Source organism: Streptomyces bungoensis, from assembly GCF_001514215.1.
GTDB lineage: Bacteria > Actinomycetota > Actinomycetes > Streptomycetales > Streptomycetaceae > Streptomyces > Streptomyces bungoensis.
The window spans coordinates 423083-448663 of record NZ_KQ948852.1 but is presented as its reverse complement, the minus strand read 5'-3'; the positions used below and the strand labels follow the sequence as shown (position 1 = coordinate 448663).

General features: G+C 69.7%; 15 protein-coding genes. 4 read left to right on the top strand and 11 right to left on the bottom strand.

All coding sequences use genetic code 11. The features are described 5' to 3' along the window. Positions 1–47 precede the first annotated feature (47 nt). A complete protein-coding gene (gene drmD / locus AQJ66_RS06240) occupies positions 48–3293 on the top strand; it encodes a DISARM system SNF2-like helicase DrmD (protein WP_061917771.1) in 3246 nt (1081 codons plus the stop codon). Continuing rightward, positions 3290–7618, top strand: coding sequence for an Eco57I restriction-modification methylase domain-containing protein (locus AQJ66_RS06235; protein WP_061917768.1), 4329 nt, complete (start codon positions 3290–3292; stop codon positions 7616–7618). The genes drmD and AQJ66_RS06235 overlap by 4 nt, the downstream gene beginning before the upstream one ends. Before the next feature lie 82 nt (positions 7619–7700). Here the strand turns inward: AQJ66_RS06235 and AQJ66_RS06230 are convergent, their stop codons facing one another. Together AQJ66_RS06230 and AQJ66_RS06225 are read right to left on the bottom strand one after the other, a co-directional pair. Then, positions 7701–7907 (bottom strand): DUF397 domain-containing protein, encoded by a 207-nt coding sequence (locus tag AQJ66_RS06230; protein WP_061917765.1) that lies wholly within the window; start codon positions 7905–7907, stop codon positions 7701–7703. Then, positions 7904–8725, bottom strand: coding sequence for a helix-turn-helix domain-containing protein (locus AQJ66_RS06225; protein WP_061917762.1), 822 nt, complete (start codon positions 8723–8725; stop codon positions 7904–7906). Before AQJ66_RS06225 ends, AQJ66_RS06230 begins: the two co-directional genes overlap by 4 nt. Positions 8726–9010: 285 nt before the next feature. Here AQJ66_RS06225 and AQJ66_RS06220 point away from each other — a divergent pair, with 285 nt between their 5' ends. After that, on the top strand, positions 9011–9469 hold the full coding sequence (locus AQJ66_RS06220; protein ID WP_061917759.1) for an ATP-binding protein: 459 nt from the start codon (positions 9011–9013) through the stop codon (positions 9467–9469). A 45-nt stretch (positions 9470–9514) separates the two neighbouring features. Here the strand turns inward: AQJ66_RS06220 and AQJ66_RS06215 are convergent, their stop codons facing one another. After that, positions 9515–9883, bottom strand: coding sequence for a hypothetical protein (locus tag AQJ66_RS06215; RefSeq protein WP_061917757.1), 369 nt, complete (start codon positions 9881–9883; stop codon positions 9515–9517). A gap of 183 nt (positions 9884–10066) precedes the next feature. Between AQJ66_RS06215 and AQJ66_RS06210 the strand changes: the two genes are divergently transcribed. Then, a complete protein-coding gene (locus tag AQJ66_RS06210; RefSeq protein ID WP_061917754.1) occupies positions 10067–11713 on the top strand; it encodes a hypothetical protein in 1647 nt (548 codons plus the stop codon). Between the two features lie 259 nt (positions 11714–11972). Here AQJ66_RS06210 and AQJ66_RS06205 read toward each other — a convergent pair whose 3' ends face one another. From AQJ66_RS06205 to AQJ66_RS06165, 8 genes are all read right to left on the bottom strand, one after another. Then, on the bottom strand, positions 11973–14603 hold the full coding sequence (locus AQJ66_RS06205) for a hypothetical protein (RefSeq protein WP_061917751.1): 2631 nt from the start codon (positions 14601–14603) through the stop codon (positions 11973–11975). Positions 14604–14864: 261 nt separating this feature from the next. Continuing rightward, positions 14865–15878, bottom strand: coding sequence for an EcsC family protein (locus tag AQJ66_RS06195; protein WP_061917745.1), 1014 nt, complete (start codon positions 15876–15878; stop codon positions 14865–14867). Positions 15879–15957: 79 nt separating this feature from the next. Continuing rightward, positions 15958–17973 (bottom strand): serine/threonine-protein kinase, encoded by a 2016-nt coding sequence (locus AQJ66_RS06190; RefSeq protein ID WP_061917742.1) that lies wholly within the window; start codon positions 17971–17973, stop codon positions 15958–15960. A 111-nt stretch (positions 17974–18084) separates the two neighbouring features. Next, entirely contained in the window at positions 18085–18453 is a 369-nt protein-coding gene (locus AQJ66_RS06185; RefSeq protein ID WP_061917739.1) for a hypothetical protein, read from the bottom strand. 249 nt (positions 18454–18702) lie between these two features. Beyond that, the gene (locus AQJ66_RS06180; protein WP_079060088.1) at positions 18703–21378 is read right to left on the bottom strand and encodes an ADP-ribosylglycohydrolase family protein; all 2676 of its coding nucleotides are present in this window, start codon (positions 21376–21378) and stop codon (positions 18703–18705) included. 126 nt (positions 21379–21504) lie between these two features. Next, the gene (locus tag AQJ66_RS06175; RefSeq protein WP_244162758.1) at positions 21505–22320 is read right to left on the bottom strand and encodes a BRCT domain-containing protein; all 816 of its coding nucleotides are present in this window, start codon (positions 22318–22320) and stop codon (positions 21505–21507) included. 40 nt (positions 22321–22360) lie between these two features. Beyond that, a complete protein-coding gene (locus tag AQJ66_RS06170; RefSeq protein ID WP_061917736.1) occupies positions 22361–22969 on the bottom strand; it encodes a hypothetical protein in 609 nt (202 codons plus the stop codon). A gap of 35 nt (positions 22970–23004) precedes the next feature. Next, complete coding sequence (locus AQJ66_RS06165) at positions 23005–25551, bottom strand: GmrSD restriction endonuclease domain-containing protein (RefSeq protein WP_061917733.1); 2547 nt, start codon at positions 25549–25551, stop codon at positions 23005–23007. Positions 25552–25581: the final 30 nt, after the last annotated feature.

Genomic DNA, 25581 nt, shown 5'->3' with positions numbered 1-25581 from the left:
ATCACGGTCTACGGACGGCACAGGAGACACCGAGGGGATCAGCGCCCATGACGTCGGCAGTTCAGCGTGCGACCGAGCGGACGGGGGCCGAACAGCTCCCCGAGGAAGGCAATCTCGTCGAGGTCCGCGGACAGTCGTGGGTGGTGGCCCGGGTCGAGCCCTCCCCGCCGGCCGGCGACGGAGACGACGACCGCCGAGGCGCGACCCTGGTCCACCTCCAGTCCGTCGCCGACGGCCGCTTCGGCGACACCCTCTCCGTCATCTGGGAGGTCGAGCCCGGCCGCCGCGTCCTGCCCGCCGGCTCCCTCCCCGACGCCTCCATCGGCGCCTACGACCCCCCGAACCGCCTGGCCGCGTTCCTCGACGCCGTCCGCTGGTCCGCCGTCGCCTCCGCCGACGCCAAGACCTCCCAGGCGCCGTTCCGTTCCGGTGTCGCCGTCGAGCCGTACCAGCTTGAGCCGGTCTCCCGCGCCGTCGGCGCCCCCCGCGTCAACCTCCTCCTCGCCGACGACGTCGGCCTCGGCAAGACCATCGAGGCCGGCCTCGTCGTGCAGGAACTCCTGCTGCGCGGCCGGGCCCGCCGCGCCATGGTGGTCTGCCCGGCGGGCCTGACCCTCAAGTGGCGCGACGAGATGGCGGAGAAGTTCGGCCTGGAGTTCACCATCGTCGACTCCGAGCACTGCGCCCGCCTGCGCCGCACCCACGGCACCGCCGCGAACCCCTTCCGCGTCCACCCGCTCACCATCGTCTCCCTGCCCTGGCTGCGCGGCCAGAAGGCCCAGCGCCTCCTCGACGAGGTCATAGGCGCCCCCGAGGAGAGCCCCGACGGCGAGCACAAGCGCTTCTTCGACCTGCTCGTCCTCGACGAGGCCCACCACGTCGCACCCGCCGCGCCCAAGCAGGTGTACGCCGTCGACTCTCAGCAGACCAAGCTGATCCGGCGCCTCGTCCCGCACTTCGAACACCGGCTGTTCCTCTCCGCCACCCCGCACAACGGCTACCCCGAGTCGTACACGGCCCTGCTCGAACTCATCGACGACCAGCGTTTCGCCCGCGGCGTCGACCCCGACAAGGAAGCCCTGAAGGACACCGTCGTACGGCGCCTGAAGTCCACCGTCACCAACGCCGACGGCACGCCCCGCTTCCGCACCCGCCGCACCCGCGAACTCGCCGTCGACTACACCCCGCAGGAACGCGAGATCCACGGCCTGCTCGGGGAGTTCGCCGAGCAGCGCCGCAGGAAGCTCACCCCGAAGGCCCGCGGCGGGCGCCGCGCCGCCGACCTGGTGACCCTGCTGCTGAAGAAGCGCCTGTTTTCCTCCCCGGCCGCCTTCCTGCACACCGTCCAGGTCTACCTCTCCCACCTGGAGGACACCGGCCCGGCGAAGGGACGCGCGGCCGCCGCCGAAGTCCCCGAGTGGCTGGAGGAGTTCGCCGACCTCGTCGCCGACCTCGACGACACCGGCCTCGTCGACGCCGAGGACGACGCCCTGACCCGCTCCACCTCGCTCACCCCCGCCGAGGACGGCCGGGAACTGGACCTGCTGCAGGAGATGGAGCGCTGGGCCCTCACCCACGAGGCCGCCCCCGACTCCAAGGCGGAGGCCTTCATACGCGCGCTCAAGGCGATATGCCGGACGTCCGACGGCAAGCGCTGGACCGACGAGCGGGTCGTCGTCTTCACCGAGTACCGCGACACCCAGGAATGGCTCCACGACCTCCTCCAGCAGGAGGAGCTGACCGACGGCGGCCGCGTCGAACGCCTCCACGGCGGCCTGTCCGCCGAGGAGCGCGAGCGTATCCGCCTCGGCTTCCAGGCCGACCCCTCCCAGCCCGAGGGCAAGGTGCGCATCCTCCTCGCCACCGACGCCGCCGGCGAGGGCATCGACCTCCAGAACCATTGCCACCGCCTGATCAACTACGACATACCCTTCAACCCCAACAAGCTCGAACAGCGCATCGGCCGCATCGACCGCTGGGGCCAGAAGCGGGACCCGGAGATCACCCACTTCATCGGCTCCGGCTGGCAGCAGGCCCAGGCAGGCTCCTACGAAGCCGACCTGGAGTTCCTCTCCCGCGTCGCCAAGAAGGTCGCGCGCATGGAGCACGACCTCGGCTCCGTCAACGCCGTCCTCGCCGACGCCGTACAGCGCCGCATGACCGGCGACACCGCCCCCGTCGACATCGAGAACGCCAAGCCCAAGCCGATCAAAGGCCGCCGCACCGGCGGCGAGGTCGCGCCCGAGCAGAACGTCACCGCCCAGACCAAGCGGCTCGCCGACCAGTACGAGGGCACCGTGACCGCCCTCGGCCTGACCCCGGCCAACGTCAAGCGCGTCGTGGACACCGCCCTCGCCCTCGACCACCAGCCGCCGCTCCTGCCCTCCGACTTCCACGCCGAACACTTCGAGCCCGGCGACCTCTTCGAGGTGCAGCCCCTCTCCGGAAGCTGGGAGCGCGCCACCCGCGGCCTCGCCCACAAACTCCGCGAGGGCGAGCAGCGCCCGCTCACGTTCTCCCCGGTGGTCGCCGCGCAGGCCGGCGACGACGCGGTCCTCGCCCACCTCAAGCACCCCCTCGTCGCCCTCTCCACCCGCCTGCTCACCGCCGCCGTCTGGAACGCCGACTCGGTCGGCCTCAGCCGCGTCACCGCCGTCGTGACCGACGACCCGGCGGTGACGACCACCCTGGTCTCCGCCTACGCCCGCTACGTCCTCGTCGGCACCGACGGCACCCGCCTGCACGAGGAAGTCCTCTACGCGGGCGGCTGGTTCGGCGACACCGGCCGCTTCCGCCGCTGGGAGTCGGTGAACGAGCAGGGCCGGGTCCTCTCCCAGGCCCTCACCGAGGGCGCCGAGGCCGCCCCGCACCTGCGCAGGGAACTCACCGAGGCCTGGCCGGTGCTCCGCGACCCGCTCTACCGCTCCCTGGAGGCCCGCGCCACCGAACTCGGCCGCCAGCTGGAGAGCCGGCTCGCCGACCGCCGGGCCGAGGAGGAGCGCCGCATCACCGCCACCCTCGACCGCTTCGAGGCCACCCTGCGCGCCAAGCTCAAGGAGGAGGGCGACGGCGACGGCGAACAGCTCGCCCTGCTGTCCACCCACGAGCTGACCGGCCACGAGCGCCGCCAGTTCGAGGACGACCGCCGCCGCTGGCGGGAACGCCTCGAAGGCCTCCCCGCCGAGCGCGAGCGCGAACTCGCCGCCATCGCCGCCCGCTACCGCGAGCCCCGCTCCCACCTCTTCCCCGCCGCCGTCGTCTTCGTCGTTCCCGCAAAGGAGGCCCGCCGATGAGCCCCCGCCGCACCGCGAGCTCCGGAATAGCCGCAGCCAAGGCCCAGGCCGCCGACGGCCGCCGCCAGCACCAGGAGTGGCTGGACCTCACCGAGGTCTCCGGCCCCTTCCTCACCATGCCCGTCCTGCTGCGCGCCTGGCCCCAGCTCGACGCCCTGGAGAAGGACGAACGGGCCCGGCTGCGCGCCCGTCACGCGGACTGGCAGACGGACACGACGGCGGGCCGCGACGAGTGGGTGGCGTACATCCTGAGCCGCCTGCTGGGCTGGAACGACGCGCTGACGCTCCGCGTGGGGGAGTCGGAGCACCACGGGCTGGACCGCCTCACCCTGCGCGTCGCCGAGCACAACACCGAGGTCCGCCCCGACTTCGCCCTCGTCGACCCGGGCACCGACCTCGCGACCGAGCCCAGCACCGAGGCCGCCGCGAAGCGGGTGCGGCTGCTCGGCCTGACGGTCCCGGCGGGCACCGCGCCCACCGCGCGGGCCGGCGGGGGCGGCGACTGGGCGGCGGCACCCGCCGACCGCCTGGCCCGCCTGCTCCGCCACCACGGCGTGCCGCTCGGCCTGGTCACCGACGGCCGCTGGTGGTGCCTGGTCTGGGCCCCGCTCGGCGGCGTCACGACGACGGCCGTCTTCGACGCGATCGGCTGGAACGAGGCCGCCGAACGCAACGTCGTCCGCGCCTTCGTCTCGCTGCTGCGCCGCCGCCGCTTCTTCGAGTACGACGAGCCCGAGACGCTGGTGGGCCTGCTCAAGGAGAGCCTCGCGGCGGGCGAGGACGTCACCGAGGCGCTGGGCGTCCAGGTCCGCCAGGCGGTGGAATTGCTCGTGGACGCGATCGGCCGCGCCGACGTACGGGCCATGGAGGACGGCGCCCCCGGCCTGCACGCCTCCGGTGTCAGCGCCGGCGAGGTGTACCGCGCCTCGGTCGCCGTGATGATGCGCATAGTGTTCCTGTTGTTCGCCGAGGAACGCGGTCTGCTCCCGGCGGACAACGAGGTGTACGCCCGGTCGTACTCCGCCCGCTTCCTGCGCGACGAGCTGAAGGCGCGCGCGGACGAGGAGGGCGAGGCGTCGCTGGAGCACACCAGGTCGGCCTGGCACCGCCTGATAGCCCTGTTCCACGCGGTGCACGGGGGAGTGGACCACCCCGGCTCCGGCCTCCACCTCCCGGCCTACGACGGCTCGATCTTCGACCCCGACGCCTACCCCTGGCTGGAGCGCACCACCCCGCTCCTCCCGATAGACGACCGCACGGTCCTGCACATGCTTCAGGCGGTGCAGGAGGTCCGCGTCGGCAAGGGCAAGGACCGAGAGGTCCGCACGCTCAGCTTCCGCGCGCTGGACGTCGAGCAGATCGGCTACGTCTACGAGGGCCTGCTGTCGTACGACGGCCGCCGCGCGACCGAGCACATGGTGGGGCTGATCGGCCCCGAGGGCCTGGAGCACGAAGTCCCGCTGCGGGAGCTGGAGTCGTTGGCGGCGAAGTCAGGCGGCTCGCTGAAGACGTTGGCGAAGGCGATCCACGAGAAGTGGAAGGACCCGAAACCGCCCGCGACGGCCGGGCAGTTGGAGAAGAAGCTCGCCCCGGCCGGAGCCGAGGCCGCGGCGGAGACCCGTCGCCGCCTGAACGCGGTGACGAAGGACCACGCGGGTCTGACGGAGCGGCTCCTGCCCTTCGCCGGCATCCTCCGCGACGACCTGCGGGGCCTGCCGACAGTCATCCCGAACGGCGCCCTGTACGTCACGGAGTCCTCGCTCCGCAAGAACACCGGCACGCACTACACGCCCCGCTTCCTGGCGGAGGAGGTCGTGCTGCACGCACTGGAGCCCCTGGTGTACGAGCCGGGCCCGCTCCAGACGGCGGACACGGGGGAGTGGCGGTTGAAGTCCTCCGAGCAGATTCTCGACCTGAAGGTCGCGGACATAGCGATGGGTTCGGCGGCGTTCTTGGTGGCGGCTTGTCGCTACCTCGGCGACCGGCTGATCGAGGCCTGGGAGAACGAGGGCCGCGCGGACGCGATCGTCTACCGGGCGGGGCGGGCTGTCGAGGCGGTGACTGCTGCCGACGCGGAGCAGGACCCGGTGGTCGTCGAGGCCCGGCGCCAGATCATCGAGCACTGCCTGTACGGGGTGGACATCAACCCCATGGCGGTGGAGATGGCCAAGCTGTCGCTGTGGCTGGTGTCGATGGACCCGGGGCGGCCTTTCACGTTCCTGGACGACCGGCTGGTGTGCGGCGACTCGCTGCTCGGCGTGCACAGCATGGAGCAGATCCAGGGCGTCCACATGAAGCCGGAGCAGCAGGCTGACATTTTGGCCGAGCAGGCGCGTGCGTTGGTGGACCAGCTGACCCGGGAGCGCCTGGCGATCACATCCATCAAGGGCGTGGACCTGCCGGCGCTCCAGAGGAAGCGGGAACGGCTGGAGGAGGTCAACCGGCATTCGCGGCGGCTGCGGTTGGTGGGGGACCTGATCGCGGGAGCGGCGCTGGGTACTTGTGCTTCGGGGCGGGTGCCTTGGTACGCGGAGGACGGCGGGGAGCGGGTCCGGGACTTGTTCCCGCAGGCGGCGTGGATCGTCCAGCGGATCATGGAGGACGGGGTCGAGGACGACTCGGAGGTGGTGCGCGAGGCTCGGACTACGGCGGAGGAGTGGCTGGGGGCTGAGCTGCCGGAGGGGGCGCTGGAGCGACGGCCGGTGCATTGGCCGTTGGTGTTTCCGGAGGTTTTTACTCGGCGGGGTGGGTTCGACGCGATCGTGGGTAACCCGCCTTTCCTGGGTGGGAAAAAGCTAACGGGTCCAATGGGCGAAGCGTATAGAGAGTACTTGGTCGACCATGTTGCTCAAGGCACACGAGGGAGTGCTGATCTCATTGCCTACTTCATTTTGCGGGCGGATGCTCTACTGAACCAGGGTGGACAGACAGGACTGATCGCCACTAACACGCTGGCTCAGGGTGACACGCGTGAGGTCGGTCTTGACCAACTGGAGAGTCGCGGTGTGGTCATCCGCAGGGCCGTCAAAAGTGCTCCGTGGCCCTCACGGTCTGCCCTTCTTGAATACTGTGCGATATGGACGAGTCGAACGGTCCCTGCTAGTCCAGCCGTCGCAGTGTTGAACGGTCTTCCGGTGCCCGGCGGCATCTCGACGTCGTTGAATCCCGCGAGCCGGGAGCGGAACTGGGCAGAGCCCCTCTCCGAAAGTCGGGGGGTCTGCTTTCAGGGATCTGTGGTCCTAGGGCTGGGCTTTACCCTTACCAGGCGCGAGGCTTCCGCATGGATTGCGGAAGACGCGCGCTACCGGGAGATTCTGTACCCGTTCCTTAACGGTCAGGATGTCAACACCCATATGCTACATGGCACCGAGCGATGGATTATAAACTTCCGCGACTGGCCTTTGGGTCAGGCTCGGGGTTACGAGAAAGCCTATCGTCAGGTTTTGTCTGAGGTGAAGCCGGAGCGAGACCAGAGCAATCGTAAAGTGTATCGTGAGCGCTGGTGGCAGTTTGCTGAGAAACAGATGTCGATGGTTAACGCCATCGCCCCTTTGAGTCGATGCATTGTTATTGCGCTGGTGAGTAAGGTCGTTATGCCGGCGATGGTGCCTACTGGGCAAGTATTTTCCAACACGCTTGGCGTGTTCGTCTCCGAGGACACCGAATTGTTTGCCGTGCTCAGCAGTTCGCTGCATTATTGGTGGACCGTTGACAGATGTTCGACAATTGGTGTAGGTGCGGGCCTCCGCTACACGCCAACTGACGTTTTCGAAACCCTTGTGCGGCCGAACCTCACTGCCCGGCTTCGTGAGATGGGTATCCACCTCGACGCCTACCGACGTGATCTTATGAGTGCGCGCCGCATAGGGCTAACCGGCACCTACAATCTTTTTCATGATCCTCAATGTCGCGACGAAGACATTGTTGAGCTGCGTCGAATCCATGAAGAAATCGACAAGGCAACTATCGCGGCATACGGCTGGCGCGATCTCCTTGATGACACCGGGCAGACCCCGCCTGCGGACCCAATTCACGAGACGTTCCCGCTCGACTACGGTTTCCACGAGACCGACCAGGGCACCCGCTACACCATCGGCCTGCTTGCCCGGACCGAGATCATCGACCGGCTGCGTCAGTTGAACCACCAGGCGTACGCCGATGAGGTTCACCTCGGCCTGCACAAGGGAGTGACGGAGAAGAAGGCGAGGGAGAAGCACCCTGACCTGCCCCAGCCGTCCCCTGAGGCCATCCGTAAGCGCAAGGAGCAGCTCGCCGCACGAGGTGGTTCGCGTTTCGGTGAGGGCGCCGAAGGCGCCCTCTTCTGAGCCGACGGCATGACAACGGGCTCTTCGCGTCACCCTAAGTGACGCAAAGAGCGCGTTGTTCCGCTCAGAGAGCTGTTCGGCTCTACTCCATCGCGAGGGCCACGAACGACGCCCACTCGCCCCGACCGATCCGCAGCACCGGCCCGGCGCCCACGACCTTCGAGTCCCGGACGTACACGGCATCCACACCGGCGGCCACCTCCACGCAGTCGCCCCCATCCGATCCGCTGTAGCTGCTCTTGAACCAGTGCAGCCCATCCCCGATCTCGGCCACCCGCTCCACGCTCATGTCTCTCCAACCATCCGCTCGATGAGCCGCGCAGACTCCTCGACGTTCAGGGCCTGCGATCGCAGCTTGCCATACCGCAAGGCAAACGAACTGACCTCGGCGGCCTCTGAGACGACGCACCCGACCCCTTGTGACTCGAAGTACCCGAGGCGCCGATGCTCGTGCGATTCCACCACCACGAAGGGACCATTCTTGCCCGGATGAAACCCCCGCCCGGCGGGCATGACCTGGATCTCCACGTTTCGCAACGCGCTGGCGTCCAGTAGCCGTTGCCACTGCTCCCGCAGCACCTCCGGGCCACCCACCGGATCATGCAGCGCCTCCTCACCGATGATGAACGACAACTCCGCCAGCGGCACCCGCGCCAGCAACTTCTGCCGACTCAGCCGCCCCTCCGTGTGCTGATCGATGATCTCCTCACTCAGCGGCGGGCAGTGCCCGGCGAACACTGCCTGCGCATACGCCTCCGTCTGCAACAGCCCCGGCACCAGCAGCGGATCGTAGGAGAACCGGCTCACCACCTCCGCCTCGATCAACGCGAAGTTACGGAAGAACCGTGGCAACTTAGCCCGGTCCACCTCATCCTGGAGCACCTCCAGCACCCCACCCGCCTCCAGCACCCGCTCCGCCGCCGCAGTGAACGCCGCCTTCGCCGGCCGCCGCCCCTGCTCGACCGAGGCCACCTGCTCCAGCGAGTACCCGATCGCGTCCCCGAGTTGCTGCTGGCTCAACCCGGCTCGCTTCCGCAGGTGTTGCAGCAGCACCCCGTACGCCGCCCACACGCCCGGCAGGTCGGGCCCCTCCTCCTTCGCCTTCACCGCCCGCCTGTTCCGCGCATCCCGTACCGTCGTCACACTCCCACGCCCTTCCGTTCCGCAGCAGACCCCGCCACACCACCCCCGGCCACGCGCGTCACCCGGCACGCCACTGGGGCCATGTCCAACGCGGCCCGAAGAAACGGTGACACGGCCCGGGACCCGTACAACGGCCGTACAAGCCCCCGTACAACCGACGCCACCCCACACCGCCCCCTCCGTACGACGCCCCCGACGTACGGCCGTCGTACCTGGTCACCGCCCCACCCGCCCCGCCACGCTGACGACGTGACACAGCCCCACCTCGCCGACGAGGCACAGCCCCGCACCCCCACTCACCACCTGACCCTGCGTTTCAGCGGCACTCGACGCGGCGCCCGCCTGGCCCGCCAACTCGCCGTCCAGCAGTTCACCGAGTGGACCGGCCTGCCGTACGACTCCGACCCCGCCCGAACCGTCGCCCTGGTCACGGCCGAACTCGCCTCCAACGCGATCCGGCACGGCAGCCTCCCCGGCCGCGACTTCCGCCTGACCCTGCTTCACCTGCCTCGGACTCTCCGTATCGAGGTCACGGACACCCGCCCTGAGCACCTGCCGACGCCCGTGACACCACAGCCCGCCGACGCGACATCGGGCCGCGGACTGCTCCTCGTCCAGGCCTGCGCGGACCGTTGGGGATGCGAGGCCCGCGACGCGCACACGAAGGCCGTCTGGGCGGAAGTGCCGCTCCACACCACGGGCTCGTGACCCACTCGCCCGCGAAAGCCGCCGCAACCCCGACGAAGGAGACCGTCAGCGTCCGCCGTAGTGCTCCGCCAACTTCTCGATCTCCCGGACCCACAGCAACGTGTCGTCGCCCGACCGCTTGTACGGTGCGCGCCGGGCCAGTTTGAAGAAGCCTCCGGACGGCCGGCCGCTGTCTTGCAGCACCACGAGGGCCGACAGCAGGGGCAGCGACCCATCGGGGCTCTCCCGAACCGAGGCGTCCTCCAGGAGGTACGGCATGGGGCCCTCGTAGGCGGGGACGTGATGACCGACCCGGGCCAGCTCCCTGCTCAGGTCGCCGTACGAAAGGGGCGCCGCCCCCTGGCGTGCTCGCGAACGCAGGATCTCGATCACGGCGTCCAAAGCCTGCTCGTACTCGAGCGTGCCCTTCTGCATGTGCCCCTCCCGGCCTCGTGTTCCGACGGCCGCCGAGCCTATGCCGCCCCCCACCCCACCGCAGCCGAATGCGCGAAACGGAGCCTTGCCTCTTGTGAACTGAGTGCATGGATCGGATACTGACGGCGATCAACCGTTGCCCGCCTTCCCGGCGGGCGCGCGCGTGGCTCGGGGGAGGAATACGTGATCGGCTCGGACGGCAGACTCGTGCAGACCGCGGTGATCGGCGGTCCGGCCTCCGGACGCGCGATCATCCTGCCGGCGGACGCGGACGAACTGACCCGCTGGCGCCGCCGCCACCCCTCCTATACCTACTGGTGCGGCATGCAGCTCGGCGGCTGCGGCCATGAGCTGTCGGACCGGCTGTACCGCGACAAGGTCTGCCACTTCGCCCACCGGCCCCACACCTCCTGCCACCGCACGGCCACCGGCGCGGCCGGCGCCGACCACCTCTTCATCAAGGACGACCTCGCGGCGTGGGCCGGACGCAACAGGCTGAAGGGGCAGGCGACTTCACGGAACCTCGGCTCCGGCCCCGGGGACGCCGTCGACTTCCGGGTGGGCGCGGCCCGGCAGCATGTGCGCTTCCAGTTCAGCAGGCTCGCACACGCCGAGTGGCGTCGGACCCGTCAGCGGTTCTCCGGTGAAACGGCGACCCTTGACTGGGTCTTCGGCCCGGGCGCGGCACAGCCGGAAACGATGGAGGAGTTGTACGACGAGTACGGGCACCTGCTCCGCTTCCGGTTCGAGACGCACGGTGCCGTACGGCGCATCCGTCTCAGGGCGGAGGACCCCCGGCGCAGCACCGACTGGGTGCCCCTCGACGCCTGTGCGATGACCCCTGAAGGGCTCCGGATCCCGGGAGTTCAGCCGCGTAGGCGTCCCGGTCCCGGCCCGGCAGCCGGCTCCGGAACCGGGCGCGCGGCGACGCCGGTGCGGCGGTCCCGGGAGGAGCAGGTGCTCGCGCTCAAGGCGGCGCTGGTCGGCGCCGCCAGGTTCCGTACCCGGCCCACCTGGGAGGCACTGGCCAGGACCGCCGGGAGCGACCTGCTCGGGCTGTCCGTCCCGGACCGGGTCGGTCTGCTGGTGGCCGTGGAACGGACCGCCGACGGTGAGGGGAGCCCGCTGCTGTCGGCGCTGATCAGGACCGGGGAGAGCGATCCTCCGCCCTACGTGGGGGATGTGGTCGCCGCCGTCGGTTGCGGGGCTCCCGCGACGGCGGCGGTGCTCAAGCGATGGTGCCAGCGCGAGGCGGACCGGGCGTTCGCCGTGTACGGCGTACCGTCCCGCACGGCCCCGCCCCGGATGCCGCTCACCCCGGACGGCCGGCTCGCCGCCCAGCAGGGTGCGGAACCCGCCCAGCTCCACACCATCGTCCACGTCAAGGGCGGCAAGGTTCAGCAGTCCGCCGCCCGGCCGCGGCCGGCGCACCTCGCCGGTGTTCCTCTGCTCCATGACACGGAGCTCCGGCACGCCCTGCGCAGCGCACGGAACAGACGCGGACCCAGGCCCAGGTACGCCACGGCTCTCCTGGCGCGGGCGGAGGAGGCGCTGAGGAGGCTGCCGGAACCCCAACGCAGCGAGCTCGTAGCCGAGATGGTGACCACTCGCCGCTGGCTGGACAACCGACCCGACACACCGGCGCGCAAGCCCAGGCGGAGCCGGCGCGCCGCCAACGCGGCGGAGGCGCAGAAAACCGCGGCAGTCAATCAGTCAGGACGGGCGAAGAGGACCCAGCAGCGGAAGAAGGGGAAAACGGCGAAGAACCCGTTGCAGGGCGCAAGGCCCCTGCCCGGCTTCGACCCGCGAACGGAGAAGAGGCCGAGGTGAGCGGTGTTCGCGCCATGAGTGCCGCCGGGCGTCGTCCGCTACCAGGGGGTAGATCTCGATGCTCCCGTCGCCGATGACCAGGAACTGCGCCAGAACCTGGTCACCCTAGGTGGTGAGGCGGATGTGGCGCTTGTAGCAATACAGAGTGGTGGCGAGTCCGAGGAAGGCCACGTCGACCGACGAACCAGTCCCGCGACCCCGCTCCAGCCGTGGCCCTCAGCACCCGCGCCCGCGGCTTCGGTGAAATCCGGCCAACGAGTCAAGGCGAGGGAGAGGATTGGCCGGAAGGGGTGGCCGACGAGGTGACGGGCGGTCGCGGAACGACGACCTGTTCCGCCCAGGTGCCGGCCAGTGCGGTGGCGAACGCGGTGGCAGCGGCCACAACGACCGTGCCAGCCGGAAGGGTGACGGCGGCCACGCGGCGGAAGTCGCGCAACTGGCGCCAGGACACGCCTGCGATCCGTGCCAGCCGCGCCTCCCAGACCAGACCCATTCCGACACACACGACGAAGGACTGCCCGGCCGTCCCGGCGCACGCGAGTACCAGCGCCCGCCAGGAGGGGGCGGCACTGTACTGCGGGTCGACGGCCAGCATGACTGCGGGAAGGACCTCGATGGGCATCACCGCGAGCAGCAGGACCACCGCCTTGGCCACGGGTGTCGCTCCGCGCAAACGCGGATAGAAGCAGCCGAACACGAAGCCGTACAGCGCCCAGTGGGCGAACCGCAGAGCGAGCGCGGCATCGTCCAGGCCGAACGGCATCATCTGGTCGGCACCCAAGGTCCGGTGGCCGATCGATTCGTACAGCGCCCAGGGCAGGGCGAGGATCTGCGCCACACACGCACCGATCGCTCCTGCCCGGCCGGCCGTGACGCCGGCAGCGCTGCCCAGCGCAGCAGTGCGGGCCCGCGCCAGCCGGTCGCCCGGATCAGCCCCGGCGCCGGGTATCTCAAGGGCCTGCCAGCGTGCGCCGAACTGGGCCTGCGTCATCTGACCCGCGGCGAGTTCGGACCGGGCCGAGCGTTGGAAGTCGCCTCGTGACTCCCACACCAGCCGGGTCCTGATCCACCCGGCGACCAGCCGGGCATGCCCGGCCCGCGAGACCCGGCCAAGCGCCACCGCCTGAGCTTCCGAGCCCGGCGGTGTCACGACGTACCAGATCACCGCCGCCCACAGAACAGCGAGCGCCGACCCCCACGAAGTCAGCGAACGTAGACTCGGATTGCCGTACGCGCACGCCGCCGCGCCCACCAGTACCACCCCGCCGCGCGGTCCGGCGGCCCTGCCGGCAGCGCCGCTCCGTACGAGATGCACCACTACGAACGCGAGGGTCACGACAGTGACGACAAGGAAGGGGAAACCGAAATAGCCACTGTAGGGAGTCGCAGGAATAGTCGCGATTGTGCCGTACCTCTGACGCGAAGCGAGGGTGTCGTACTCGAAGAATATTTGTGTATGCGCGCCCCAATAGGGTGACCACATCGCCGCCCACACCAACGTGAACGTCACCGCGCGCCAGACCGGCCGTACGGGCCGCCCGACCGCGACCGGCAGCAAGGCCGCACACACAGCCGCCGGCGGCCATGCCAGAAGGAGGACCAGGCCTCCCCTGCGCACCGTGTAGAGGTCCCCACTGTTGAGAACCGACTCATGGATGAGCAGCCAAAGTTGCGCCGCGATCAGGCCCAGCACCCAGAGTGTGAAGATCCAGTGCCGGACGGTGTTCGGCGGACGGAAGATCCTGTTGAGCAGCACGACCCCCACGAAGGCGGCAGCCGCGGCGAAGAGCAGCCACCTGATCACCGTCCACTCATCAGGCTCCTCGGGCGACGGAGCGGACAGCAGGACCAACAGGGCGAACGGAGGTACCAGCGCTCCCCCGATCAGGGCCGGCCACGACGGCGGCCGACCCGTCACGGTCCGACGCATCAGAAACCAGCACGCCAGCGGCAACAGGCACCACAGCCACAGCCCGAGAAGCGGCCCTGGATTCCACAGAGATTCCGGAGGCGGGTAGCCCCAGCCGATCGACTGCGGCTGCGAACCGGGACCGAGCACGGATGTCCGCTGCCGGGCGTACGGCACCACGGCAAGAACCACGGTAATGACGGCAATCGCCCCGACCACGGCCTGACTCCGCCCTCGCGCACCCGACGGAACGAGCCTGCCGACCACACCTGCCGAGCTCACCGCCATGCCGGCAACGGCCAATGACAGAGCGACAAAGAGCTCGCTCTGGTGCTGGCGCCGGTACAGCGGCAATCCTGTCGTCACCAGTTGCCGCTTGACGATTGCGCCTGCTGCTTCCGTGCCCCTCACATGCCACGTGATCTCGCCGGACGACTGCGAAGCGACCTGCCCGCTCAGAGCGCTGGTCTGCCAACCGGGGGTTCGCAGCACCACGACCCCATGCGAGGGGCCGCCCTTTCCAATGAGTGCATCCCCCACCCAGATATCCACCTTGACCACGGCGGTGGATTGCCCCGGCAATCGGTCCCCCACATAGGTGGCCTTTTCGACGACGTGGGCCGGGGCGTCGGCGGACGGCTGCGTCACCCTTCGGGATGTCGGCCCTCTACGCGCGCCGAACGGGAAGGACAAGCCGCCGATGACGACGCGCGGCTCGGGCATAGGAGTCATGTCGCCGGGCTCGGCGCCCGCCGCACCGTTCGGCTCCCGGATGCGGGCCAGCTCGCTGCTGTGCGGAGCGAGGTAGGTGTCGAACTCTTCCGTGGCGGTCACCGCGTGCCGCTTGGCATCCCAAGCGAGCGTCACCGTCACGGTCGCTTCGTCCGGCGCGGCACCGGCGTGTCCCGCGCACAACAGCACCATCACCGCGGTCAATACCACCGCGCCGCCGGCCCGCTTCCAGCACACTCCGAACGCCATGTCCCCCCCACTCCGGGAAAACCGTACCGGCGCGCTCGGCATCCTTCAGGTACTCACCGGGATCAGGGAAGGAACGTCCAAGTCCTGGGTTCCGGACTGCCAAGTGGTCCGGGTCCGGGTGATCTCAAACGCTGATACGGGCGGCGGAGTTCCACCGCTCACCGCGTAGGACACGGTCTTCAGGGGGAGCCGCTGGTTGGTTACATCCCCCGGACCCTGACCGAGGTCCGCGAGCGGCTGGCGCAGACCCCGCGGCATCACCTACGTGGCGTCGGTCTCGAAGTCCTCCTCCTGGTCGGTCGCCAGTGCCGCCGGCAGCGGCAGCCCGTACTTGTCGCACAGGAACCGGGTCTGGCAGTACCGCTGGGCGTCGGCGGCCACCCTGCCAAGGACCGCGGAGTTCATGCCGGCACCGATGAGGATGCCCACGACCGGCACGACCTTGGCGACGTTCTTGACCGGCACCCTGGCGCCGGCCGGGCCCAGCTGCTGCATCAACTTCTCGATGGCGGCCAGGAGGCGGTGGTCCTGGCGGAGCTTCTGCGACCAGTTCACGCGTCCCTTGATCGCGTGTGCCGCCCGCGATGCTTCACGCAACGGCTTGGCCTTGGCCGCCTGCGTCATGAAGGACCGCTGTACCAGGCGCTGGATGAACTCCTGCTCCTCGGGGTCCTTGGCGTCGTAGCCGTAGGAGTACGCGATGCGCGTTGCTATCGACGTGCTCATGACCTGGACGACCAGGATGTCAGCCGTCATCGCGGCGGCGATACCGGCGACGGGGACCATGGCCAGCAGACCCATGGCGCCGCCCTCGGCCGCGCCGACGGCCCGCCACGTCAGGGTGTTGCCGGTCAGCAGCCGGTCGCAGACCTTGAGGTCATGCTGCCGCAGTTCGGTGAAAGCGGCGATGTCGATGCCATGCTTGCGGGCGAGATCCTCGACGCTCTTCGGGTCGTTGAGGTCCATGGCCTTGGCGTTGACCAGTTCGAGCAGCGCTGCCGCGCCCGCGAGCGCGGGCCGCAGGGCCGTGTCGGCGACCGCGCCGCTCGCGCGAAGGATCGGGTCCGCGACCGCGTCCGGCACGGCGTCCTTGACCCGTCTCGCGGCGTTCCCCGCGACCTCACCGGTGCGACCGAGCGCGGTGCTCGCCCAGTTCGGCAGGCCGCGACGGTTGTTACGGCGCTGCCAGTGCTCGTGGAGCGCGTCCCAAACCTGCTTCTCATACGCGCTCATCGGGGTGGCACCGTCGACGAGCGGGTCGGCGTAAGCGCTCATGAAACTTCTCCGTTTCGGATGTGATCGCTGGTGAACTGCGGCCCCTCGGTAAGGTCGAGGGGCGACTCCGGCGTATCGCTCAGGCAGGACAAGCGGCCCGTGTGGTGGCGTTGCCCCAACGCATCATCAAGTAGTGGTTCCCGCCGATCTGTGCCACGGCGTACCGCGCGTACGGCCACACGTCGCCCGCGCTCTCCCGTTGGGTCACGAGAGCCCGGCAGGCCTCGCCGGCGGCCATGGCCGCCCATGACTCGGCCTCTCCCTCAGTCCACGGTGCGTAGTCGGACCAGACATACATCACCGAGTTGCCCGGGTCGAAGCCCACTTTCAGCTCCGCGTTGCCGAGCACCCGGTCGGTACCGAGGACCTGGCTCATCGAGTTGCTCCGCTGAATGAGCCTGCGGGCGAGGTGGTCGGCGACCCGGATCTCGTCGCCGTCGGTGCTGGGGATCATCGCCTGCCCGAGGCCATCCTCGTCCGGTGCCCAGTCCTGCGCGTTGCCGTCCGTGTCCTGCCCGGTGCCGTCGTCGGCCGCCACCTGGCACTTGGCGTTGGTGACGAAGTCGTCCTGCCAGGTGACCTCGGGATCCTGGCCCGGTTCCTCCTTCACCATCACGTACCGGCGGTACCGAAGGTCCGGGTGCAGACGAAGTACGACATCCCGCGCCGTCAGGCACATGTTCCTGGCGATCTCCGTCTCCGCGTATATTGCGCCCTGCTCGTCGGAGCTGAGCGTGTACGAGAGGTAGACCTCCCGTCGGGACTCGTGGAACCGGACGGCCTCCGGGGAGAACTCGGCGCCGTCGCTCAGCTCCTGGGCGAGGACCCCCTCGTCGTGCAGGACCGCGCGCGCCACGTCGTGCTCGCCCGCGCCCTGAGCCGCTCGCGCCTGACCCCAGCTCTGCGCGGTCGCCTCGTCGCCGCTCGCGGCCCGCTGCTTCGCCGCCGCGCCGCTCTTCACCGTCTTAGTGGACGGTTGCGCGGATCCGGCCGACGAGGACGACGAGGCCGAGGCCGCTGCCGACGACGTGTGCGTGTCGGCCCCCGTGTTCCCGGGCAGCAGCGCCGCCACCCCTCCGGCCAGGCCGCCGATGACACCTGCCGCGAGGACCAGGCCGCCGACCAGTCGCTTCCTCGGCCGCTTCCGGTCCGCGGTCAGGTGCCATGACGGATCGTCCCCGGCCGGCACGTCCCATACGGCCGCGACCATGTCCACGGCCGTCGCCGGTCCCGAGCCGGCGCTCCCCACCTGGGTTGCCTCGGAGGCCAACCGGACGGCGCACTCACGGGCGGCTTCGGCGGCCGACGGGCGGTCAGCGGGTTCCTTGGACAGCGCCTTCTCCACGACCCCGCGCAGTGCGGCGGGGACGCCGTCCACATCCGCCTCACCCGACATCACGCGGAAGGCCACCACGTCGGGTGCGCCGGCCCCGAACGGCAGCCGCCCGGTGGCCGCGTAGGCCACGAGTGCTCCCCAGGCGAACACGTCGCCCGCCGGGCCCGCGGTGCCCTGGCGGTACTGCTCGGGGCTGATCCAGCCGGGGGTACCGGTCATCACCCCGGTCCGGGTGACACTGGTGGTGTCGGCGGCGTGGGCGATGCCGAAGTCCAGCACACGGGGCCCGGAGGGGGTGAGGAGGACGTTCTGCGGCTTCACGTCGCGGTGCACGACCCCCGCGGCGTGAATGGCGGCCAGGGCCTGTGCCGTGGCGGCGGCGAAGGCGTACAGGCTTCCTTCATCGAGGGGACCGCGCGCGCTCACGTGCTGGTTCAGCGTCGGCCCCGGCACGTAGGCGGTGGCCAGCCACGGCGTCGGCGCGTCCGGATCGGCGGCGAGCAGCGGGACGAGGTGCGGCCCGGTGACGCGGGAGGACAGTTCCACCTCACGCCTGAACCGGGCCCGGAACTCGGGATCCTGGGCATGCTCGGGGTGGACCACCTTGACCGCCACCCGCATTCCGTCAGAGGTGACTCCGGCATGGACGGTGCCCATGCCTCCGGCGCCGAGACGGCCGACGATGCGGTACGGGCCTATGCGGGTGGGATCGCCGGGGCGGGCGGGCTGGACTCTTCCGCCGGAGCCGTTCTCGCTCACGCGCACTTCCTTGAACTGTTGGTCTGCCCAGCGTCCCGCGGACTGATGGGTGGTCAGAGAAATTGGAGATCCGAAGTCGCGGCGAGCACAGTGTGCTGACGCGGTGAGCCGTCAACGGCGGGCGTGATGCGCCGCGAGGGCCTTCAGCTCGTCGACCCAGAGCTCCACGTCGTCGCCAGCGCGTCGGTACGGGGCACGGCGGGCCAGTTTGAAGAAGCCGGCGGACGGCATGCGCGTCTCCTGCCGCACCACCAGCGCCGACAGCATGGGCAACGAACCGTCCGGATTCTCGCGAGCGGAGGCGTCTTCCAGCAGGTGAGGCATCGGCCCCTCGTGGGCCGGCACCGGATGGCCGAGCCGCTGGAGTTGCTTGCTCAACTGGCCGTACTGCAGGGGCTCCGCCCCCTGAAGTGCTCGGTCCCGCAGAATCCCGACCAGAGCGTCCAGTGCCTGTTCGTATGCGTGGCTGCCCTTCCGCATGGGCGGTCCCCTCCCCGTCGGCCATGTACTGCTGGGCGAGCCTATGCCTCCTGCGCGCCGATGGACAGCCTGAGCGCGAATTCAGCTACTTGATTGTTGTGAACTTAGCGCACGGCACTCATTTTGATGGCCTTTGACGTACAACCCCGGCGCCGACATGCCCGAACTCGTCCGCCTGCTGCGCACCGCGGCTGCCGCTCTCCCGCCATCGGACGGCCAGAGAACCGCCGACAGGGCCGCTGCCGCTGGTCACCACCCGGGATAGCGGTCCCACCAGTGCGGGTCCCAGCCGGCGGTGTACTCGCCGCCGCTGGGGGAGTCGGTGAGCTGGACGACGAGGTCGCGGGCCAGAGTGTCCAGGACCCAGGCCAGTTCATGGCGGCTGATCAGATCGACGGGCAGCGCCTCCGCTCCGTGCAGCGCTCCGAGCAGAGCCCCGGCCACGCAGGCGACCGAGTCGCCGTCCGGCGCCCCGGCGGCGAAGCGTAGCGCGGCGCCCACCTCCGCTCGGTCGGGGAAGGAGGCGGCGACATACAAGCCTCCGAGCAGCGCTGAGGGTGCCGTGGCGTCCGGTGCGAGCCGCGCGAGCCGTCCCGGGTCCGCGGGGTGATCGTCCGCCTGCCGGAGTGCCGCTTCGAGCTGCTCGAGTTCACTGCCGGTCAGGGCGTCGGTGCGGGTAAGGGCGCGGACGCCGTCCCTCAACGCCTGCCGCACCTGCGGCCGCTCGCCGACCGCGGTCAGGCAGTAGCTGACCAGCACGGCCGCGTGTGCCGCCGCAGAGTGCGCGGCTGGGTCGCCGTGGGTGAGGGCGGCGAACCGGCGGGCCTGTCCTGCCCAGTACGCCCGGTCGATTCCGGCGACGGCCACAGCTACGGGCAGGGTACGGGTGAGGGCGTGGCAGCCTCGGCTGGCCGTGGGCGTCTCCACCATGCCGTGCTCCGTCTTGGACAGCGCGGCCACCGTCGTTGGTGCCGAACCGCGCCGCTCGGCCAGCACAGGGACCTGGGCGAGCCAGCCGTCGGGCCTGTCGTCGGGCCAGGACCACCGCTTCGCCTTCAGCCCCTGCAGGGCCGCCCACCGGCAGTAGGCGTGCCACACCACCCCCTCCGGAGCGCAGATCCCCTTGTGCTCGCCGCGCAGGCAGGCACGGATCACACCCTCGGTGGTGAAGCAGGCCAGCTGGGTGCTGACCCCGGCCCGCAGCGGGCCGTCGGCCGGCAGCTTGCCCTGAGCGGCGCCCAGCGTGTCCCCCAGAGCCAGACCGAGCAGCAACCCGCGCACTCGGGACATCGTGCTTTTCTCCTTCAGGAACTCCCTGGCCCACTCCCGCTCTCCGACCGCGCGCTCTACTCCCTCGTGGTTGGTGGTCCGGTCCTCCTCCCCGATCCGCGCAGAGCTACCGCCAGAGCGGCTGCCCGCGGCGAGGTCGAGCACCGCGTCGTGCAGCTCGGGATGTGCCGACAGCTGCCAGCCGTGCACCAGCGCTTTGCGCAGGTCCGAGAGCGCCGTCTTGGGGTCGGTGCCATTGGCCAGATGGCTGTAGAGCGCGGCGACGGCCGGTGTACGGCTCTGTCCGGCAACGCAGTGAAGCAGGACCCGCTTGCCTTCCTGGCGCAACCGCAGCACCTGACGGGCGGCTTGGTCCAGCACGTAGTGGAGGTTGGCGTTCTCCCCCCGGCTGTCCACCAGCCAGACGCGCAGGTGCTCGACGTCGGCGCCGGCCAGGATCGGGTCGGAGCCGATGCGGCAAAGAGAGACCACGGCGTCGACCGGGACCGGCTCCGCACCCTGGGCCAGGGCAAGATTGCCCAGCACCACCCCGTCGTCGTGCGGGTGGGGGACGATGAAGCCGTGGGGGGTGGAGGACGAGACGGGCATGCGCGCGGCGGAGGGCCAGCCCGCGGCGTCGTTGCTGCCGTTGCGGGCGGTGAGCACGGCCAACCGGACAAGGTCGGCCCCGGTGAGGCCCGGCCAGCCGTGCACGTCGCGCTGCCACTCCAGCGGGACGGCGGAACAGCCCCACCGCGCGCCGAGCAGGGCGCCGGCGATCGCCGCGACGGTGTCCGTGTCCGTACCGGCCCGGACCGCCGCTTCCAGGGCGAGACGCAGGTGCTGCGCGGGGAAGCTTCCCTCGGCGGGGTTCAGCTCGGGAACCCCGGTGCGGGTGATGGCCGACCAGGCCGCCTGCAGAGCATGGATCACCCAGCCGTTGTGCGAGAAGTGGTGCGGTGGGTGGGCCTCCGCCTCGTCCAGCCGCTGCGCCCACACGCCCCGGCGCTCCGCGGGGAGGAGGTCCAGGCCGGCGCGGACGCCGTCGAACGTCCCGTCGAGCACCGCGGTGCGGATACCCGAGCACCACAGCACACAGGCGTCGGCGCAGTCGGGGTCCGGGTGGGTGAGCGCGCTGACGGCGACGGCAGCCTCAGCCATCGCGGCGGCATCACCGAGGTGGGCCAGGGCGACGATCCCCGTGCGCATCAGTGAGCCGTTGCCGGCACTGCGGTCGTTGCCGGCGCTGAAACGATGGGCGGCCTCCGCCATCGCCGCACCAGGTCTCTCGGACCCTCCGGCGACTGCGTTCAGAACGGTTCTGGTCTGGGAGCCGACATCAGAGGCCCCCTCGCTCAGCCAGCGCTGGAAGTTGCGGGCGATCACGTCGAGAGACTGGAGGCTACGCAGATCCGCGCCGGTCGCCGCCACCTCGGCGATGCAGGCCTGCATCTGGGTGTCGTCGGAGTACTCCCCGGGCTCGTACGGTCCCAGCCCGCCACCGATCATCTGCGGCTGCTGGTCTGCGCGCAGCGTCGCCTGGAACTCGTACGGCACGCCGAGTGCGTCGCCCACGGCCGCGCCGAGCAGCACCCCGGCGGCACGATCGGTGCTCTGGGCGTCCAGACCGGGGTTCGGTGGGTATGTGCTGGACATGGGACTCCATACGTTCGGCGGCACGTGGCAGAACCCAGGGGGCAGTCGGCCAGGTAGAATTGATGATGTGTCAGCCTGACATAATGATCTATTTATCGTCAACTAGACGATAGTCGGAGCTGCCGCTCAGAGGCCGGTGAAGTCGGGTGCCCAGGTGAGCCGCAGACCGACACTTCCAGCCAGTTCGGCCCACCGCGCCACGGACGGGGGTCTCTCCAGGACCAAAACCGGATGGAGGACGGTATTGGGGTGTGCAGTCCGCAATCGGTAGGCATAGTCGAGGACTTGTCCGATGCCCAAACGGATCTGCTGTTCCTCACGTGCACCGGTCAGGCTCTTGATCTCGGCGACGAACACCTCTTCATCGCGAGACCACCCGGCGTCGAATTGGGGGGCGCCGGGAGCGTGCGCACGTGTCTCGATGCCCTGGCGCGACAGGTGCGCGATGAGCGCACCGACTGTCGCTTCGTGTGCGGTCGTCGCCTTGTCGAGACTGCTGAGGTCCAGCGTCAGATCACCGGAAAGGCGTCGGCCCGTGTGCCGCATGCGCAGAGGGCCGCCGAGAATGCCGCCGCCCTCGGTCGTGTCGGCTGCGACGGGACGTACGCGTCCGGCGCGCGCCTTTCGCAGCTCCAGGCACGGTGCGGGACGTCCCTTGAGTAACTTCGAAAAGCCGTCCGCGTCCACGACGCAAACGTGCCGCCCTTGCCTACGCTCGGCTTCAGCGTCCACCAGTGTACTGCTGTAGGTTCGACGGTCGTCGGTCACGACCTTGCTGGCCAGGTCGCCGTAGACAACCAGGGTGACCTTCCGGGAGAAATCCGTCTTGGGGATCGCGTCGAACTGCCTGGCCCTCTTGGCGCAGTCGGCTCTGACCGTCCACACGCCGTCGACGAGAACCCGGCCCGTGAAGCAGACCGTGTGGCCCTTGAGTCCGTGCACCGTACCCCTGCATGCCCCGTCCGGCACAGGTATCCCTCCCTCAGTCGTCGTCCGGCGACAGCCAGTCGACGTGCCGCAGCACCGGCACGATCTTGAAGTACGTGAAGGCCACCACAGGTGTCTCGTCATCCACTGCGGGGAAGACCAAGGCGTGCTGCAGTGGCTTCTCGTGCTGCGGATCGTCGAGGTCCACGAGAGGCAGATTCGGGCGGTCGAAGGCGGGCCCCAGGCTGACACCCTTCCGGGCGGTCAGCTCCCGGAGCCGGGCCAGCCCCACTCGGTCGGCGAGATCCGCTGTCGTGAGGGACTTCTTGACCCGCGGCCTCTCATGCTTGTCCACGTACGTGGGGAACACCATGATGCGCAGTTCCCCACGCCGCTCGGTGGCGGAGATTCCCGAGCGCAGCCTGTTGTGCAGGTTGGAGAGGGCTGCGGGCATCTCCGGAACAACCGTGGGCTTGAAGAGCACGACATCCCGCTCGCCGTTTGCCCAATGGTTGTCATGGACAGTCAGCAGCGGCTGCCCGGGGAGCCGCAGCTCCCATTCGATGGCGCTTGCCCGGGACATCACGCCCGAACAGGTTGTGCCCGTCTTCTCCCTGCGCGCCGCATTGTTGCGGGTCAGCGCTAGGTCGTTCAATAACCGCACGGGTGCTCTCCCCCTACCGGTGTGCCCGAACACATTCAGTCCCGCCGAGCCAGATCCAGCGCCGCCACCCCCACGAACCAGTCCAGCACCTCGCAGATCTCGTCACCGTGCTCGGCGAGGACCGTCACCGGGAAGGACGGGCGGAGCTCCAGCTTCGCCTCGGGCAGGTCGATGCCGTCGATCTTGTTCAGGCGGTTCAGCAGTTCCCGGCGCTGTTCGGTGTCGTCGAAGGGCGTGCGGGACTTCAAGTGCTGGAAGACCACCTCGACCGTGCCGCTCACCGGGTAGATCGCGACCGGCCAGAGCAGGTGGGGACTGCGAATCGTGCCGGCGTCCAGCATCGGGAAGCAACTGGTTTCCTCATGACGGCCGTAGTTGACGTAACCGCCCTGCCGGCGCCAGAAGTCGAGGACCCCCATGACGCCGGGGTGCGCGTCCGGCCAGTGCTCCTGCAACTGGGTGCGGAAGCGCTCGGCTGCCGCCGCGTCCTCGCCCTCGGGGAGCGGATCGTGCGCCGCGGGCTGTGCCACGTCCTTGCCCAGCAGGGTCGCCAGCTCCGCCGCGGTCAGGCGTTGCGAACGGTGCGCTCGGCCCCAGGTGTCGAAGCGCACGCCCTCGCTCGTCAGCAGCTCCTGCGGCGGCTGCCGGTCGTCGCCTTCCGCCCAGCGGAAGGAAGGGGAGATCTTGCCTTCCGAAGTGAGTACCCGGTAGGCGCCAATCACCGTCGAGTTCCCGCCCAGGTACGCTCCGACGGCCACCGGGTGGCTGCCGATCAGCTCGGCGACGTCGCCGTACGTGGTCCACGTGCCGCTCGGCATCGCCACCAGCGCGGCCCGCAGCTCGGCCCAGCCCGGGGACTCCTCACCGGTGGGCTTGACCCCGCCGATCGGGCCGGGCCACAGCTCCACCGCGCGCTCGGACAGGCGGTCGGCACGTGCCAGGATCTCCGCCTTGCCCCAGCGTTGCGCGGAGGCGATCTCGAGGTTCATGCGCAGGGCGCTGGAGTCGAGGATCTGCTGCTTGCGCTCGAAGGGGTGGTTGGACAGCTTGCCGTTGTCGCCGGTCAGTGTGAGGTTGCCGAGGGTGTGCACCAGCAGGTCGTGCAGTTCCTGCGGAGTCTGGCTCGGCTCCGTCTCCTCGGAGAGGAGGTCGAACCACGCCGGAGCGGGGCGCTGTGGCAGGACATGCTCCACGCTGAGGGACGCCTTGGCGAAGTCCACCGGCTCGGAGGGACGGTAGCTCTCCTCCAGCCGGCGAAGGATGTAGCTGCGCTGCGGAGGACGACCGCTCCAGTAGAACGGCTTGGTGCGGATCGCCTCGCGCAACTCCTCGTCGCCCGGCCAGCGACGGCGACGGCCGGACAGGAACCGCCGTACCGCCTCGGCGGCGGGCCGGTCGGTCTCCAGCTCCTTCGGCGCCTCCATGAAGATCCGGTTGAGGCCGGTCGTCGGTGTCTGGCAGATCAGCCGCCGTACCAGGTAGGACTCGACGTAGCCGAGCGCCTGAGCCGCGTCGTCCGGAGTCGTCCGGCCGGCCGCGAGCAGGTCCAGCAGGTGCAGTGCGAGCGGGTAGTGCGTCTGGCCGCCCCAGGACGCCAGGCGCTCCAGGACCGCGCGCAGGGCGGGGGACGGCTCACGGGCGGGCTCGACGATGCGGAGGAACCTGCCGGCCCGCTCGGCCAACTGCTCGATCTCGTGTTGCAGCGCGTCCTCGTCGCCGGCCAGGGGCTGGAGTCGTTTCTGCTGTTCCCGATAGATCTCGCTCTGCTTGGTCTTGTAGTGGCCGCGCACCACAAGGTCGAGCCAGACCAGCAGTTCGAGGTTCTTCGGGCCCAGGCTCTGCTGCATGGGCAGCCACAGTTCCTGGTAGATCCGTTCGCCCCGCTTGGGCAGCAGCATGAAGACGTAGTTGCGCAGCAGGTCGCTCTGGCTGAGCCCGACACCCGTGTTGTTGATCGACTCGAAGATCCGGTAGACGTTGTCGCCGGACTCGGCGGTGATCTCCACGATGGACAGCAGATCCTTGAGGACCGTCTCGACCGTGGCGGTCCACCGCTCGTCGCCCGCCTCATGACCCTCGGCGAGCGCACCGCGGAAGAACCGGTAGGCGGCCCCGATGTTGTCGCTGCCGCCGGCCTCGGCCCGGGACTGGACACAGGCGGTGTACGCCTCGCGGTCCGCCTGCGTGGGAAGCAAGCGGTAGTGATCCGCGCCCTCGTGGAACTCGTTGACCAGTATCTGGCGGTGCACCCGATCCACACCGCGCGCGTCACCCGTCTCCTTAAGATGGTCACGCAGCGCCGTGAAGGCCAGCATCAGCGTGGTGAGCCGCTGCTGCCCGTCCACCACCAGCCATCTCTGCACCCCGCCCGCCTGGATCTGGCCCGGTGCGAGCACCACGGAACCCAGGAAGTGCGGCGCCGCCGCCTCACCGGCCAGGTGCTGTTCGACGAGTTCCCCGACGTCCTCCCACAGCCGCTGGAGCTGTTCCCTGCCCCAGCTGTACGTGCGCTGGTAGAGCGGCACCTGGAACTGCTTGTCCCCTTGGACGAGCTTGAGGAAGGTGATCTCCTGGGCGCGCATGCGCCTCCTTTCCCATGTGTCCCCCTGCCG

What these genes read in the sequence shown, in the direction of transcription:
- AQJ66_RS06195 (WP_061917745.1), bottom strand. Translation starts at nt 15,878, where the DNA reads ATGAGCGCTTACGCCGACCCGCTCGTCGACGGTGCCACCCCGATGAGC.
- drmD (WP_061917771.1), top strand. Translation starts at nt 48, where the DNA reads ATGACGTCGGCAGTTCAGCGTGCGACCGAGCGGACGGGGGCCGAACAG.
- AQJ66_RS06230 (WP_061917765.1), bottom strand. Translation starts at nt 7,907, where the DNA reads ATGAGCGTGGAGCGGGTGGCCGAGATCGGGGATGGGCTGCACTGGTTC.
- AQJ66_RS06235 (WP_061917768.1), top strand. Translation starts at nt 3,290, where the DNA reads ATGAGCCCCCGCCGCACCGCGAGCTCCGGAATAGCCGCAGCCAAGGCC.
- AQJ66_RS06205 (WP_061917751.1), bottom strand. Translation starts at nt 14,603, where the DNA reads ATGGCGTTCGGAGTGTGCTGGAAGCGGGCCGGCGGCGCGGTGGTATTG.
- AQJ66_RS06185 (WP_061917739.1), bottom strand. Translation starts at nt 18,453, where the DNA reads ATGCGGAAGGGCAGCCACGCATACGAACAGGCACTGGACGCTCTGGTC.
- AQJ66_RS06180 (WP_079060088.1), bottom strand. Translation starts at nt 21,378, where the DNA reads ATGTCCAGCACATACCCACCGAACCCCGGTCTGGACGCCCAGAGCACC.
- AQJ66_RS06215 (WP_061917757.1), bottom strand. Translation starts at nt 9,883, where the DNA reads ATGCAGAAGGGCACGCTCGAGTACGAGCAGGCTTTGGACGCCGTGATC.
- AQJ66_RS06165 (WP_061917733.1), bottom strand. Translation starts at nt 25,551, where the DNA reads ATGCGCGCCCAGGAGATCACCTTCCTCAAGCTCGTCCAAGGGGACAAG.